The 14670-nt window shown below is 34.5% G+C and carries 13 protein-coding genes; 7 read left to right on the plus strand and 6 right to left on the minus strand.

Going from position 1 to position 14670, the window contains the following annotated elements:
* The first annotated feature begins 8 nt into the window (after window positions 1-8).
* Together Q1K37_RS00945 and Q1K37_RS00950 are read left to right on the plus strand one after the other, a co-directional pair.
* Complete coding sequence (locus Q1K37_RS00945) at window positions 9-1550, plus strand: hypothetical protein (RefSeq protein WP_300408469.1); 1542 nt, start codon at window positions 9-11, stop codon at window positions 1548-1550.
* Window positions 1547-2857 carry an ABC transporter permease gene (locus Q1K37_RS00950; RefSeq protein ID WP_300408471.1) on the plus strand — a complete coding sequence of 437 codons (1311 nt, stop codon included), beginning with the start codon at window positions 1547-1549 and terminating at the stop codon, window positions 2855-2857. The genes Q1K37_RS00945 and Q1K37_RS00950 overlap by 4 nt, the downstream gene beginning before the upstream one ends.
* Before the next feature lie 110 nt (window positions 2858-2967).
* Here the strand turns inward: Q1K37_RS00950 and pcp are convergent, their stop codons facing one another.
* The 5 genes from pcp to Q1K37_RS00975 are packed head-to-tail and all read right to left on the minus strand — an operon-like array spanning window position 2968 to window position 8897.
* Complete coding sequence (gene pcp, locus Q1K37_RS00955) at window positions 2968-3615, minus strand: pyroglutamyl-peptidase I (protein ID WP_300408473.1); 648 nt, start codon at window positions 3613-3615, stop codon at window positions 2968-2970.
* Between the two features lie 45 nt (window positions 3616-3660).
* Entirely contained in the window at window positions 3661-4611 is a 951-nt protein-coding gene (locus Q1K37_RS00960; RefSeq protein ID WP_300408475.1) for a DUF979 domain-containing protein, read from the minus strand.
* Window positions 4611-5303, minus strand: a complete 693-nt coding sequence (locus Q1K37_RS00965; RefSeq protein ID WP_300408477.1) for a DUF969 domain-containing protein — start codon at window positions 5301-5303, stop codon at window positions 4611-4613. Before Q1K37_RS00965 ends, Q1K37_RS00960 begins: the two co-directional genes overlap by 1 nt.
* Window positions 5291-8578 carry a M14 family metallopeptidase gene (locus Q1K37_RS00970; protein ID WP_300408479.1) on the minus strand — a complete coding sequence of 1096 codons (3288 nt, stop codon included), beginning with the start codon at window positions 8576-8578 and terminating at the stop codon, window positions 5291-5293. Before Q1K37_RS00970 ends, Q1K37_RS00965 begins: the two co-directional genes overlap by 13 nt.
* Window positions 8568-8897 carry a hypothetical protein gene (locus Q1K37_RS00975; protein WP_300408481.1) on the minus strand — a complete coding sequence of 110 codons (330 nt, stop codon included), beginning with the start codon at window positions 8895-8897 and terminating at the stop codon, window positions 8568-8570. The genes Q1K37_RS00970 and Q1K37_RS00975 overlap by 11 nt, the downstream gene beginning before the upstream one ends.
* Before the next feature lie 179 nt (window positions 8898-9076).
* Between Q1K37_RS00975 and Q1K37_RS00980 the strand changes: the two genes are divergently transcribed.
* Genes Q1K37_RS00980 through Q1K37_RS01000 form a run of 5 tightly spaced genes read left to right on the plus strand, consistent with a single transcriptional unit; the run spans window position 9077 to window position 12978 of the window.
* The gene (locus Q1K37_RS00980; protein ID WP_300408483.1) at window positions 9077-10054 is read left to right on the plus strand and encodes an RnfABCDGE type electron transport complex subunit D; all 978 of its coding nucleotides are present in this window, start codon (window positions 9077-9079) and stop codon (window positions 10052-10054) included.
* Entirely contained in the window at window positions 10054-10662 is a 609-nt protein-coding gene (locus tag Q1K37_RS00985) for an FMN-binding protein (protein WP_300408485.1), read from the plus strand. Before Q1K37_RS00980 ends, Q1K37_RS00985 begins: the two co-directional genes overlap by 1 nt.
* Complete coding sequence (gene rsxE / locus Q1K37_RS00990) at window positions 10662-11273, plus strand: electron transport complex subunit RsxE (protein WP_300408487.1); 612 nt, start codon at window positions 10662-10664, stop codon at window positions 11271-11273. The genes Q1K37_RS00985 and rsxE overlap by 1 nt, the downstream gene beginning before the upstream one ends.
* A complete protein-coding gene (locus Q1K37_RS00995; RefSeq protein WP_300408489.1) occupies window positions 11270-11854 on the plus strand; it encodes an Rnf-Nqr domain containing protein in 585 nt (194 codons plus the stop codon). Before rsxE ends, Q1K37_RS00995 begins: the two co-directional genes overlap by 4 nt.
* Window positions 11855-11862: 8 nt before the next feature.
* Window positions 11863-12978, plus strand: coding sequence for a 2Fe-2S iron-sulfur cluster binding domain-containing protein (locus Q1K37_RS01000; RefSeq protein WP_300408491.1), 1116 nt, complete (start codon window positions 11863-11865; stop codon window positions 12976-12978).
* Between the two features lie 73 nt (window positions 12979-13051).
* On the opposite strand, the gene Q1K37_RS01005 is transcribed toward Q1K37_RS01000, so the two are convergent.
* Window positions 13052-14629 carry a potassium/proton antiporter gene (locus Q1K37_RS01005; protein WP_300408493.1) on the minus strand — a complete coding sequence of 526 codons (1578 nt, stop codon included), beginning with the start codon at window positions 14627-14629 and terminating at the stop codon, window positions 13052-13054.
* Between the last annotated feature and the right edge of the window lie 41 nt (window positions 14630-14670).

A 14670-nucleotide genomic window follows, 5' to 3' on the forward strand; every position in this document is an offset into this window, starting at 1 on the left:
AGGTATATATGAAAAGACAATTATTATCTATTTTATTGATCATCTCCCTTTTGGCAATAACAAACTTTTCTTTTGCCAAAGAAAATGGAGATATGGAAAAAAGCGAAATCCAATTAAAGGATTATAAAATCGAACAAGTGATTAAAGATGGTAAAACTTGCCCAAAATTCATCGAAAAAGATACGGAATTTACAATTTTTATCTATCCTGAAAACATGAACTATGACATCTTGAGTACATATTGTTTCACGATGGTTCCAAACCAGAACTTCAAAGTTTTAAGCTCCAAAGTTGAAAAGGCAAAGGAAGATGAAAAAGCAGTTATAGTATTTAAATTAAAGGCCTTAGAAAAATTAGACAAAGATAATTACAATGTGGAGATTTTAGGCACAAAGATTAAAGACAATCTTAGTTTAAAAACCGACTTAGCTTTTAAAGATGTGGATTTTAAAAATATTTCAAGCAACGACGAAAAACCCACGAACAATGACAATTCAAACAATAGTGTTACCGACTCAAACAAAAATCCCAATGCTTCAAATAATACAAATTCCAATGACAAAGGTGGCGATTATAATATGATAAGTTCCAAAGATAATACTGGAAAAGACCAAAACACATCCATCCAAGGAGCAGACCAAGGAAATGACAACTCAAATCCTTCTGTTAAAAACAAACCTAAACTCATTATTGACAATTACTCCCTAAACCCAAAAATGGTGGAAGCGGGAAAAGAGTTTACTTTAAACATGAGTTTCTTCAATACAAACTCCAGCTACTCTGTGAGAAATATAAAAATATCTTTAAATAACGAAACCAGTGGATCTGGGACAAATGGAGAAACTGTTGGAGGTTCTGTCTTTATTCCAGTAGGAAGTTCAAATACCTTTTATATAAATCGAATCGCTCCTGGAAGATCTGTTTCAAAATCCATGAAGATGTCTGTCGTTCCCAATGCCCAGGCTCAAAATTACGTTATAACGGCAAATTTTGAGTACGAGGATAAAGAAGGTAATGAGTTTACAGCAAGCGAAATTATCGGTATACCCGTTGTTCAACAGGCAAAGGTCTCCTTTGGTGAAGTTACCACAAATCCTGGCATGGCTGGAGAACCTGCCACTGTGGATATGGACTTTTTCAACACCGGCAAGGACACCCTTTCAAATTTTATGGTACAAGTTCAAGGGGATGGTTTTTCCTTAGATGGTAGTAGCAACTACTTTGTTGGAAACTTTGCTCCTGGTGCATCAGACCACTTTTCAACTACCATAATCCCAACTGAATCTGGAACTATAAATGGTAAAGTCCTTGTGACTTATGAAGATTCGACTGGTCAAAGTCACACTGAAGAAAAACCCTTCAACATGGAAGCCTCTACCATGGATGAAAGCACTGAAGTTCCTCCAGAAATGGAAGAAGGAAATTCTACAAATAGTTTAGGCAAGTTACCTATTATCCTAGGTGGATTGATTATACTTGGAATCATTATAGGAATAATTTATAAAAAGAAGAAAGATGCTAAGAAGAAAGGTTCAGATTTACAAATATGAGATTAAATGATCTGTTAATTTTCAGCTTGAGAAATTTAGGTAGAAGGAAACTTCGAACTATCTTAACGGTCTTATCCATCCTAATCGGTACTTCTTTTATAATTCTAATGCTTAGCTTTGGTCTTGGGATGCAACGTTCCAACGAGGAGTTAATCGAAAGCATGGGTGGTTTAACAAATATTACCGTAAGATCCGACCAAAATTATTATTATGGTGGGAATTCTCAAAACAATAAAGCAAAAGAGTTAAATGAGGCTAAGTTAAAGACTTTTGAGGCCATGGATAAAGTCAGAGCTGTATTTCCTGTAATTGAGGTAATGGATGGCAATTTAATGGTAAAAAACCACTCCACCTATGCCCCTATAAAGGGTGTTGATATAAATAAAATGGAAGAGTTTGGATATCAAATCCAAGAAGGCAAAAACATTACACAAAACTCTGATTTGGAATTTGTCTACGCTAATGTGGAATTCTTTGACGAGAGAACGGGTGTCCCTATAGAAAATATAGATCTCATGAAGGAAAAGCCAACTTTAAGAATTGGTTATCAAGATATGTCGGCGGAGATAGAAACTGGAGAAAAGACCTATATGGATTTTAATTTAAAACCCATTGGTAAGATGACTGGTGGGGATATGTATATGCCAGAAATTTTTGTAAATTACAAAACAGCAAAAAAACTTTATATGGAATCTATGAAACTAAATTTATATGGTGAAGAAAAGCCAAAGAAGATTTCTGAAAAAGATATTCCCTATTCCTATGTAATGGTTAAAGCAAAGGAGTTGGAAGATGTTAAACCCCTCCAGGACGAATTTAATGAAATGGGATATTTTACACAATCCAATTTAGAATTTAACGAAAGTATGCAAGAACAAGTAAAGATTGTACAAAAGGTTTTTGGTGCAATTGGAGCTGTAGCTTTATTAGTTGCAGCTATAGGTATAGCCAACACCATGATTATGTCCATATATGAAAGAACTAGGGAAATTGGGATTATGAAGGTAGTTGGAGCTTCCATAAAAAACATAAGAGACATCTTCTTAATAGAGTCTACATTAGTAGGGTTTATTGGTGGAATCTTAGGAATTGCCTTTTCCTGTTTAGTTTCATTTCTATTGAATAAATATCTGTTCAAAACAGGTTTAGACCCTTCTGAAGGTGGAATGGGAATGAGCTCCTATATCCCAATATGGCTGATGGGAGTTTCTGCCCTATTCTCTGCATTAATCGGATTGTTGTCAGGTTTATTGCCTGCTATTAGAGCGACAAAAATATCTGCAATTGACGCAATCCGAACTGAATAGCTTACAAGATATTCCTTTTTTTGAGGGACCTAAATATTAGGTTCCTCTTTTTTTAAATCTAAAAAATAGAGGACTCAAAGACGAGCCCCCTATCTATCTGATTTATCGGATTAATGTGTCTCTCCAACTTTTATTTCCGCTTCTTTTCCATCGTATTCTATTATTGCTTCAATTGCAGCTTGTAATCCCGCAGTTATAGAGGCCTTGCTCATTGAAGGGGTTCCTTCTGCCTTTGAAGTAACTTGTTCTGGCAAGAAAGGAACGTGAATGAACCCAGCTATCGCTCCTGGTAGCTCCTTTTCTGCAATTGCCAGTGCATTGTACATAATAGAGTTACATACAAAAGTTCCAGCAGTATAGGAAATATTTCCCTGTAATCCTCTTTCACGTATTTTTTCTACCATATTCTTGACTGGTAAAGTTGCAAAATACGCTGGCTTGCCTCCTTCAATTATCTCTAAATCTGAAGGTTGAAAACCAACATTGTCAGCGATTCTAGCCTCTGCTAAGTTTATGGCAACTCTTTCAACGGTTATTCCAGATCTTCCTCCAGCTTGACCTACACAAAGGATCACATCCGGCTTGTATTCTAGAGCAAGTTCCTTTAAAACCTCTCCACTTCTTTTAAATTCTGTTGGTATTTCTTTTTTTATTATTGTAGCTCCTTGAATTTGATCAGGTAAATCCTTCACCGCTTCATATGCAGGATTTATACTTTCTCCACCAAAGGGATCAAATCCCGTAACTAAAATTTTCATATATCTCACCTTTCCATAAAAGTTTTTCTTTTTTTACAAATCTTTCTATTTGAACATTATCATATATGCAATTTGGAAAACTATCATCACCAAAGCAGGTATAATCTGAGCTTTAATAACACCAGAATTGTCCTTCATCTCCAAAAGAGCAACGGGCACAATATTGAAATTTGCAGCCATAGGAGTCAATAGAGTTCCACAGTATCCACAAGTTAAGGCTAGCATACCCACTAATGCAGGATTTGCTCCATGGGCTAAAACAAACGGACCTCCGATGCCTACAGTCATAACGGTGATGGCAGCGTAGGCATTACCCATTATCATAGTAAATAACATCATTCCCAGTGCATAGACGATAATTCCAACATTTATATTGCCTTCAGGGATTATCTTACCAACTATATTGGCTATGATTTCACCTACTCCAGCTGCAGTAAACACTCCTCCAAGAGAAGCAAGTAGCATTGGCAGTGTAGAAAGTGGTCCCACCTGTGACAATAGTCTTTCTGAATCATTTAAAAAGACTTTAAACTTATTGTCCTTTGAATAGAACATAAGAATTATCATACTTGCTAGAATTCCCGCTCCTACACCAACTAGAGCTCCTAAGTCGGTAAATAGTGCAAATCCAACTGCAAATACTCCTATTGCCAAAGCTGGTATAAAAATCTTCATACCAATCTTGTCGAAGGCCTTGGTAACTTCATCGTGGGTTGGAGAACTGTCCTTTCCAGATTTGACTTTACCAATAATTGCGGGAATTACCATTAGGATTATCAAAATACCATTTACTACATTTGGAATAAATCTTCCAAAGGCAATTACAATACCTTGAATAAACCAAAATAGAAATGTTCCAAATTTTTCAGGATTTTCATCATCCTTCAAATTTTTAATACCCGTATACATGGATATCAAACCTATGATTACATAGATGATTTCCAATATCTTTTGTCCTAAAGTGACATCAGCCGATGTGAAAAAATCTAAACCCATTATGCCACCTCCCTATTCTTTACACCGTAAAATTTCTTTCTAAGTCTATTATCCCTTAAGATATAGTATCCAACAGTAAAGATAACAGCAAATAATGCAACAGGAATTTCAACCTTGGCAAGTTCTATCAATTCCACTTCATAGCCTAGAGATTTCAAAGTTCCTTGAACTAAGAGGGCACCAGACCCACCTACAAATAGTACTTGAGTAAAGAACCAGATTATATTTTCCATTCCCGATGCCATACCTTTAACCTTATCCAGATATAGTTCATCTACATGCCCTTCGGTGGTTTCAATTGCACCTTGAGCCATTGGCATGATAATAGGCCTTACAAAACCTGCTACACCGCCAAATCCGACGTTAAAGGCACCAAAAATCCCTCTCATAACTCCATAGATGCCTATAATTTTACCTGGAGTCGCTGACTTAAACTTTCCAATTAAATTGGAAGCTGCAGTCTTTAATCCATTTCTCTCCAATGTTCCTGTAACAAGCATTATTAAAATGAAAATTGCCATTGCTCTATTGGCAACAAAAGTTTCACCAATAACACTTAAAAGCTCTAGCGGACTGAGTCCACCTAGTAATCCAGTTGTAATCATTGCGACTATGATGATTAAAATTGAATTAAATTTTAATGCAAAACCAAGAATAACAACTAAAATACCTAATAATTTTAAATATTCCATTTTTCCTCCTTAACTAAAGGCCTAAGCCTTTTATTATATATAATAACGGCATTGCCATTATTTTCGAAATTTTTAAAAACCTTTACGTCCTGCTTTCTAATTAGGTCAATAATTATCTCGTCGTGTAGAAGATGTGCCCTTGCACATTTATTTAAATATTCTCCTTGAGCCGTCTCATCAGCAACTTCTGAAGTGTAGGCTACAGAGGTGATATGAGGATATTTAATTGAAACGTAACGATGATTTATATCGTAGTCAAAACCAACCCAATAGTGAATCATATTTTTGTAGTATTTCGCAGGAAACATATTTGGCATATAGCTATGGGCATACTTTTCGAACCTATCTTTCCATTCCAAATTGGATTTTGTAAATTCTATATTTCTTTCAAAGCCCTTAGCAATTTCCTCTTCTATGACTTTATTCATATGGAAATTATCACTAAAGTCATCGCCTTTAACATACCAAAAATATCCATACATTAAGCTTCTCGGTAGCCAAAATCCCCTATAGGATGGGGAAGAATAACCAGAGAATTGTTGATCCCATTCGTGGCTAGGAACTCCATGATTGTCAATTACCATATCTGGTAAATATCTGTGATAGATTCTCGTAAAGGCGTGGGCCTCACTATGAATAGTATCTTCATTGAAGCAGTCTCTAAAGAATTCCTTACCTAAGGAATTAAATCTTGCCACATGAAGTTTCCAATTAGGATTCTCCTTCTGCAATTCATAATGTATTTGAGTTCCATCAACATTTTCCATAGGAACTATTATCAAGTTCAAGTCCTCTTCTAAGTCCTTATACCTATCATCGGTCAATATTTTCTTTATCAGCATAAAGGCTGCATTTGTGGAAGATACTTCATTGGCATGATGTCTATTATTAATAAAAAGAGTAGGTTTAGACATAACTTGATTTCTTCTAGATACAAATGTCTTTGTAAATTCAATGGAATAAATAGATCTACCTAAGTAAGACCTTCCCCTTTCAACCACATTGACCCTATCTATCTTTTTAAGTTCATTGATAATCTTTAAATATCTATCATAATCTATGATTTCATCTTCATAAAAATTGATATCCTCTACCTTTACAGTATCTTTAGACTTCTCAACCTCTGAAACCATAGGATATTCACCATTATCATTTCTAAATACAATTTGAAAGTCTTTCTTTTTAAAATTTTTTAAAAAGGGATAGATCTTAATCTTATTGCTCTTAACTAAGTCACTTAGAGATTCTAAAACTGCGTAATGTAGATTCGTGTCTAAATATATCTTCAGTTCTCCGCAATTATAACCGATTTCTTCAACCTTAAAGACTGGCTTTTTGCCGTCAGAAGTCAATACCCTAGGACAATCTTTCTCAAAGATTCCTGGAGACTTTCCCATGTTTTTATAAAGACTTGCCTTAAATTTCGGCTTACCATTTCTTTTTTTTATCTTTGGCAGGATCAATCCAGGGCTATCTAAATTCCCTTTTTCATTCTTTAAACCATACTGAGAAAAATAGTCCAGACCACAAAAATACATATCTTGATGTAGTCCCTCTAAAGAAGAAATCCTATCCTGCCTAATTTCCAAATCCATATCTGGCTCAGAAGCCTCAACCTCAAGCTTTAGGCAGTTAAAAAACGGTTGATCAGATTCCGATACACCAGAATTTTCTTGAACTATCTCTAGGACTTTCGGCAATACATTTTCTTGATATATATCCCAAATTTTTTCAACATCGGTTTTAATATTCTGTTCATTTAAAACTTGGCCATTTACATCAATTCTAAAATAACCTGTATTTGGATGAACCAAACCAAGATTTGGGTATTCCTTTAAATATGGCTTTTCAGATAATTTAGGAGAATATTTAAAAACTTCTTCTTTCCCATTGAATCCATGGATGATAAATTCATAGTCAGCCTCTTTGACAACTTCATTCATTTGAAAAGTTACTTTCTCCCTACTTATTCCGAGAAGTTTTTCGATTATATCATCGATTGGATAAAGCTCTTGCAAAAGTCTTATGGGCATATCTAAAAACTTTTGAGTGCTTCCTTCCTCAATAGAATAACTTGGAACAGATCCAGATTCTAAGTCTTCAAATTCCTGCCCCTCTTGTAAAAACGGATTGAAATTAATCACGATATTTTCAATTTTCTTATCTTTTATCTGTGGATATATCTGTCTTATAAAATATGAAATCCCTTGTTTGTACCCACTTACCAAGTTAATCTTAGCAGGGATTTGTAAGAAGTTAAGTCTTTTCTTTATCTTCAGTTCCAAGGAATTTAAAGTTTCGTCATCCTCACTTAAAATTCCAAATACTTCGACTTCGTCAGAAAGTTCAATTGAAGATAGATTTTTTTCTAGAATATTTAGAAACTCATCCACTTCCCATGAGACTTCAAAGTCCTTTGACCAAATCTCCTTAGGATCCTTATAGGATTTTATATTCATATTTGGAAATTCTTCTTTTACTTGAGGAAACTTTTGTAAAAAGTTCGGTTCAAAATAACAAAAGTCGTCTTTATAAAAATTATCACATGAAACCCCTATGGAATTTAGAAAATCAGAACCATCTTTGTCAATTTTAGTAGAATTTAAAAAAACATATTGACCTTCCACGGTTTTTAAAGAAAACATCTCTTCCAGTTGCTTTATATAGTCAAATAAGTCTGTTTTATTATCCATGAAGGGGAAATTTCGACATAAATCCACTACAAATTTTACAAGATCTTCACCATCTCCATGAATTAAAATTTGCTTAGGTGAATTTTTTGAAAATTCAATATAAATTCTATCATCTTTTACGAATTTCACAAAATTTTCATCATTTTCTTCCGCTATTATTTTAGGTAACTTGCCTCCCGTGGCCTCTAGTCCAAATCGATACATTAAGTTAGAAAGGGCTTCAACTATGAATGGACTTGTATCTTCAACTACTACAGAGAAGTCAGCATCGTCACAAAGGCCATCTCCATTAGTATCCCTCATTAAAAAGTCTGGAGAAAATAGGCATTCCAAGGTTTCAGGTTTTCTAGAAAACGGCCTAGAATATTCAAACTTCATATTTTCTAAAGGCCTTTTGTTAGAATAATCGTCCTTTTTAAAATGCTTTTCCAAATTATCCAATCCGTTAAATAGTTCTAATTTTCCATTTTTGGATGTTATAGGAAAATTTTCATCTTCTTGTAGAACCCCTAGGCAATAGGATCCGATTAATAAATTTTTAATCTCCTCAAATTCGTAACTATCTTTAATTTTAATCTTCATCGTCTACCTCTAACAGTCTTATATAATTTACTACAGGAACTTCATAGGGATGATTCTTTAAAATACATGAATGAACCTTTTTTAAATCCCTTTCAAAAATTCTAAATTCCAACTTTCTCTCATCTACTACTTCTATCTTATCTATATTTCCGATGGTCGGATTGGATCCCTTCAATGGTCTAAAGTGACCTTTAACCACTGTTTCAGAAAAACAATAGTCATAATTGTTTTCTTTTAATACCCCTAAATTATTGATCTCTTTCATCAAATTTTCAGAAGCATTAAAAGGGACAAAAATTTCTACTTTTATATGATTCATAATACCTCCCACAAATTTATCATTTTAAAAACATCGAATATTTTCAGAGTTTTGATAACCCATGTTTTCATTATACCCTAAAATTTTTTGCCCTTTTTAAGGGTTTTTTGTAACAAAACCAAATTAATATGAATTTTAAATTCTAAAAGTGTTATAATCATAGTAACGGGGGTGAGTTAATGGTTTCATTATATGAAAAATATTTTATGAAACAAAAAATGATGAGAACGGTTTTGATTGCTCTCTTACCTATATTACTCTTCTCAATCTATGCTTTTGGTTGGAGAGTTTTAGGTCTGACGATTTTCAACATCATTGTAGCTTGTCTTGTAGAATTTATAACAGAACACAAGATTTACAATAGAAAGAAAATCTCTGAAGCAGCACTTATTTCTGCAGTTCTCTATACTATGACATTGCCGGTATCCATACCTTTTTGGATGTCTGCACTTGGTATTGCATTTGCAATATTCTTTGGAAAAGCGGTCTTTGGTGGGTTTGGTAAAAACGTATTCAACCCTGCTTTAGTAGGAAGGGTTTTTGTTTATGTCAACTTCCCTCAACCATTGACTATCAATTGGAACGAAGCAGTTCTTGGTGGAATAGGCTCTTTAAACAAGTGGATGAATCCTATGATTGACCAAGTTACTACTGCAACACCGATGCTCGCCTTTAGAAATGGCGGACAAATTACTAATTACATGGATTTGTTTCTAGGAAATATTCCTGGAGCAATTGGTGAAACATCAAAACTTCTTATACTTATTGGCGCCATATATATCATTTACAAGAAAGTTGCTTCTTGGGAGATAATGGTATCATGCGTGGCGGGCTTAACAGCAATGACTTTAATTTTCAACTTTATGAAAGTTGAATCCGTTCCTAATCCAATATTCTCCATGTTATCAGGAGGATTTTTACTAGGTACTGTCTTTATGGCAACAGATCCCATCTCTGCTCCAAAGACAAGACCTGCAAAATTTATTTATGGAATTATCATAGGAATCGTATCTGTAATAATTAGAGGATTTGCACTTTTCTCAGAAGGAATGATGTTTGCAATTCTTATAGGTAATATCTTTGGACCTATTATGGATTATGTCGTTAGACAAAGGAAACAAGCAAAGAAGAATAAAGTAGCAAAGGAGACAAATTAATGAATAAGAAATCTGTTATGTATCCTATTGTCTTTATGCTAATTTTATCAGCTGTCCTTGTGTTTATCTTAGCCTTTATAAATAAGATTACAACACCTATTGTAGAGTTCAATTCGGAAATAGAATTGAAGGATAAAATACTATATGTATTTAACATTCCTGTAGATTCTACAAATCCAGAAGAGATTGACAAGGTATTTTCTGAAAATATTGAGGAAAAAGACTATGAAGATACAAAATACTTTGTATATAACAAAGATGGAGAAGTTCAAGGATATGCTGTACCCTTTGTTGGCCCTGGCCTTTGGGGAACAATTACAGGATATCTGGGAGTTAATAAAGATTTTACCGAAACAACTGGTATAGAATTTGTAAGTCAAAGTGAAACGCCAGGACTTGGAGGTAGAATTTCCGAATCTCCATATAAGGAACAATATAGAGGAATCGACATCTCAAATCCTCAAGGAGATAAATATGTTATAAATAAGCCTGCCCAAGGTGGTAATGTCGATGCCATTGCAGGTGCAACTCAAACTTCTACTTTTGTAACCGATATGGTAAATAAAAACTTAAAGGAATTTATACAAAAAGAAGGAGGGTCTAATTAATGAACAAATACAAAAAGATTATTAAGTCTGGAATCATCACCGATAACCCAGTACTTATACAAGTAATCGGAATTTGCTCTGCTTTGGCGGTGACCAACCTGGCTTTAAACTCTTTAATAATGGGTTTAGCCCTAACCTTTACCACTGCCCTCTCATCCTTCTTTATTTCATTACTAAAGGATATTACACCTAAACATATTAGGATGGTAGTGCAAGTATTTATAATATCCTTCTTCGTAATAATAGTGGATATATTTTTAAAGGCCTATATGCCTTCCATGAGCAAGACCCTTGGACCCTATGTTGGGTTGATAATTACCAACTGTATAATCATGGGAAGAGCGGAAGCCTATGCAATTTCTAACCCTCCATTAAATTCATTAGTGGATGGTTTTGCAGCGGGAATTGGATATACTTTGGTTTTACTAGCAGTATCCATTATAAGAGAAATATTGGGATTTGGTTCAATATTTGGCTTTAGAATAATGCCAGAAGGCTTTGTGCCATGGACTTTAATGGTAATGCCACCAGGAGCATTCTTTATACTTCCTATAATAATGTGGATAGTTTATAACCTTGTAAATAAAAAGGAAGAGGTGAAAAAACAATGACAATTCATCCATTAGTTATTTTCTTTGCCTCAATCTTTACTTCCAATATGATATTTTCAAACTTTTTGGGAATGTGTTCCTTTATTGCCGTTAGTAAAGAAGTTGAGACTGCAACAGGCCTAGGAGTAGCAGTAACCTTTGTTTTAACTGTTACCACAGTTTTAAATTACTTTGTTTATCAACTACTAGAATATTTTGGATTAGAATACTTGAGATTTATCGTATTCATCATTGTAATTGCAGCCTTTGTTCAATTACTTGAAATGATATTGGAAAAATACGTAGAAAACCTATACTATGCCCTAGGAATTTTCCTACCACTAATAACCGTAAACTGTGCCATTCTTGGTGTTTCACTTTTTATGGTAATCAGAGAGTATAATTTTATGCAATCCCTATTCTTTGGACTGGGTTCAGGTTTAGGTTGGGCATTGGCAATAATCTCAATGTCAGGTATTAGATCTAGAATAAATGAAAACTCCCTTCCTGAAGGACTAAGAGGCGCACCTATAACCTTGATTATCACAGGTATAATGGCCCTTGCCTTTATAGGTTTCTCAGGAATAGTTTCCATATCGTAGGTGATATTATGAATATGATTTTAATTTCCACAGGGATAGTAACGAGCATATCAGTTCTAATTGCCCTATTACTGACCCTGGCAGATAAATATATAGCAGATTATGGCGAAGTAAAAATAATAATCAACGACGAAAAAGAATATGACGTAGAAGGAGGACAGTCTCTACTTTCCTCATTGGTAGCACAAAAAATCTTTATTCCTTCCGCTTGTGGAGGTAAAGGTTCCTGTGGATACTGTAAAGTAAAGGTACTAGATGGAGCAGGTCCAGTTCTTGCGACTGAAAAACCTTGGCTTAGCCCAGAGGAATTACAGGACAATGTCAGACTTTCTTGTCAGGTTAAAGTTAAATCCGATATGCATATTCAAATACCAGAAGAGTTGTTCAATGTAAAAGAATATGAAATGACTCTTGTGGAAAAAGAACCTATGACGGATAAGATAGTACGTCTTAGATTCGAACTTCCTGAAGGAGAGACTATAAACTTCAAACCTGGTCAATTTATGCAGATTAAAACCATACCATACCCTTCTGGTGAAGGATATGAAGGTTGTGACGAGGAAGTCTTTAGAGCCTATTCAGTGGCATCCTCCATCAAGGATACAAAACATGTGGAGTTCTTAATTGGATACACCATGGGAATTTGTTCAACCTATGTACACAAGGTGCTAAAAGTAGGCGATAAGGTCTTAATAAACGGTCCTTATGGCGATTTTTACTATCACGATGACGATAGTGAAGAGATTTTACTAATAGCAGCAGGTACAGGTTTTGCACCTATTAGGTCTATTCTAAATCACATGCGAGACAATGATATTAAAAAGAAAACCAGATTCTACTTTGGCGCTAGAACACCATCAGATCTATTCTTAGTCGATGAGATGAAACAATTTGAAAAAGATCTCTATGACTTTAAATTTATGCCTACACTTTCTAGAACCACCCCTGAACATAATTGGGATGGAGACACAGGTCGTGTAAATAATTCTATTGATAAATATGTAGATGAAGACACAACCTACACAGCTTACCTATGTGGTAGCCCTAGGATGATAGAAGGTATTGTAAAGTCACTTGGTGAAAAGAAAGTTCCAGCGGATAGAATCTTCTATGATGAATTCTAGTAATCTATTTTGGGTACTAAAAAAGTCCGGAATAACCGGACTTTTTTTAATGTAGAATATACAGTTTTATAAATCATTCTCTAATAATAACAATTTTGTCCTCTGGATGTAAAATTGTATCACCTGTTGGTACGATGACTCCACCCTCTTTTCTCTGTAACATTATAATGAGTTCAGTATCCTTCATTTTTATCTCCGACACCTTTTTGTTTGACCAAGGATGGTTTTTTGCTAAAGTTATCTCCGTTAAGTCATGTCCAGTTTTATCGAAATGAGTCTCTCCCCCTAAAACCACAATGTCCCCTTCTTTTATAACAGTATTTCCCTTTGCAACTAAAGTCTTATTGTCTCTTTCTATTTTTGCCACAATAATATTAAAAGTATGAGTTAAATCCTTAATACGTCGTCCTATCCACCTATTTCCTGGTTTTATCTCCGTTTGAATAAAGCCTAGATCCGACTTATCTTGATAATAGTTAAAAGTCTTTAAAACGGTATCATTAGGTTCTAACATGGATAAAACCCTAGTTCCAATTGGCATCAATGACCCTTGAATGAAGGAAGAAAACAAACAAATTCCAAAGACTATATGAAATATGTCAATGGAAATATCAACTTTACTATTGACCACCATTATGGCGAAGGCAATTGCAGCAGCTCCCCTAAGTCCCGCTAGAGAGATTATTCCTAGTTGTTTCTTATCCAGTTTAAAGGGAATCATCAAGCCAAAAACTGTCAATGGTCTGATTACTAGCGCCATGGCAATCATTATGATTAGGGAAATTGGCAATACTTTTAATAGTATGTCTATATTAGATAAAAATCCTAATAAAAAGAATAATCCAATTTGAACTAGGGATGACAGTCCATCATAGAAGAAAACTATATCCCTTTTTCCATGAAATTGCTTATTTCCAATATATATCCCAAGTATGTAAAGAGCTAAGTATCCATTTCCTCCCATTAACTCAGTAAGACTAAAGGTTCCAAACATTATAGCAGCAAATAAAACAACCAATAGGCCATCGTCTCTTAAATGATTCATATTGACAATTTTTAAAAGAAAAAAACCAATTAAAAAGCCTAAACCTATTCCAAAAATAACCTGTTTAAAAATAAGAAGGGGCACAGAGATTTCTTGTCCTGCAATTATCGTTAGAAAAACCATTGTCATAGTATAGGCAGCCGGGTCGTTGGAACCACTTTCTAGCTCCAAAAAGGGTGCTGTATTGTATTTCAAATTCAAATTCTTTGAGACTAAAATTGAAGATACGGAGGCATAGTCTGTAGATCCTACGACAGAACCAAGTAACATCGCTTCATAAAGATCGAAATTTAAGAAAAAGTAGCAAAATGCTCCTGTGAGTAGCGCAGTTACTACAACCCCTAAACTAGATAAGACGATGGCAGGTTTAGAAACAGGTTTTGCCATGGTCCAATTGGTCCCAAATCCACCATAGAACATAATTATCATTAAAGAAACTTTCGCAATCTTATCGGATAACTCAAAGTCAGAAAAATTATATCCTAAAAAGTTGAAGGACATTCCAAGAAGTATAAATAACAAAAGGGATGGCAATCCCACTCTATCAGAAAATCTATGGCCAAGGAGGGCCAATAGAAGCACCAAAGTAATAATTAGTAAGTTCATAACACAATCCTTTCTCCCCAGTTATTATAGCATATAAATAC

The organism is Lagierella sp. (assembly GCF_029983815.1).
In the GTDB taxonomy this organism is placed as follows: domain Bacteria; phylum Bacillota; class Clostridia; order Tissierellales; family Peptoniphilaceae; genus Mediannikoviicoccus.